The 1,343-nt window shown below is 67.3% G+C and carries 1 protein-coding gene; it reads right to left on the bottom strand.

The window, feature by feature from the left end:
* The coding region (locus ACZ4FV_RS52350) for a (Fe-S)-binding protein (protein WP_465328543.1) at positions 1 to 1,343 on the bottom strand (1,343 nt) is incomplete at both ends.

Below are 1,343 nucleotides of genomic sequence, written 5' to 3'. Positions count from 1 at the left end.
TGGCGTTGATCGAGTCGGTGAACATCACCAGGCAGAACGGGCAGGCGGTGGAGACGATGTCCGGTTTCAGGGAGAGGGCCTCGTCCATGCGCTCGTTGTTGATGCGCTTGCCGATGCGTTCCTCCATCCACATGCGCGCGCCGCCCGCACCACAGCAGAAACCGCGTTCCTTGTGCCGGTGCATCTCCTCGTTGCGCAGCCCCGGCACGCGGGCGATGATCTCCCGCGGCGGCGTGTACACCTTGTTGTGCCGGCCCAGGTAGCACGGGTCGTGGTAGGTGACCAGGCCGTCCACCGGCTCCACCGGCGTCAGCCGGCCCTCGTCGAGCAGGTGCTGCAGCAACTGCGTGTGGTGGATCACCTCGAAGTGACCCTCCAACTGCGGATACTCGTTGGCGAGGGTGTTGAAGCAGTGCGGACACGTGGTCACGATCCGCTTGCGCGGGGCGTCCTCCAACGCCGCGTTCAACGTCGCCACGTTCTGCGCCGCGAGCATCTGGAAGACCACCTCCGAGCCCAGCCGGCGCGCCGAGTCCCCGGTGCAGGACTCCTCCTTGCCCAGGATCCCGTACCGCACGCCCGCGATGTGCAACAGCTCCGCGAACGCCTTCGTGGTCTTCTTCGGCCCGTCCGCCAACGCCCCCGCGCAACCCACCCAGTACAGGTACTCCAACTCCGCGGGTTCCACGTCCTGCCCGACGATCGGGACCTCGATCCCCGTCGCCTTCCTCAGCTCCTTGACCCAGTCCAGGCGGGCCTTGGTGGCCACGCCCCACGGGTTGCCCTTGTTCTCCAGGCCCTTGAGCATCGTCGCCGCCTCGGAGGGGAACGCGCTCTCGATCAACACCTGGTACCGGCGCATGTCCACGATGTGGTCCACGTGCTCGATGTCCACCGGGCACTGCTCCACACACGCCCCGCACGTGGTGCACGACCACAACACGTCCGGGTCGATCACCCCGTTCTCCTCCGCCGTGCCCACCAGCGGACGCCCCGCCTCCGCCAGCGCGGACGCGGGCACCCTCGCCAACTGCTCCGGGGTGGCCCGCTCGTTGCCCTCCTCGTCCCGACCCCCGCCCGCCAGCAGATACGGGGCCTTCGCGTAGGCGTGCTCGCGCAACGACATGATCAACAACTTCGGCGACAACGGCTTGCCCGTGTTCCACGCCGGACACTGCGACTGGCACCGACCACACTCGGTACACGTGGAGAAGTCCAACAGACCCTTCCACGTGAAATGCTCGATCTGCGACACCCCGAACACCGCGTCCTCGGCCGGGTCCTCGAAATCGATCACCTCGCCACCCGAACGCATCGGCGCCAACGCACCCAACGCGACACCA

The organism is Embleya sp. NPDC025285, from assembly GCF_055558835.1.
The sequence above is the reverse complement of the archived record's forward strand: the minus strand, read 5'-3'. Positions and strand labels throughout refer to the sequence as shown.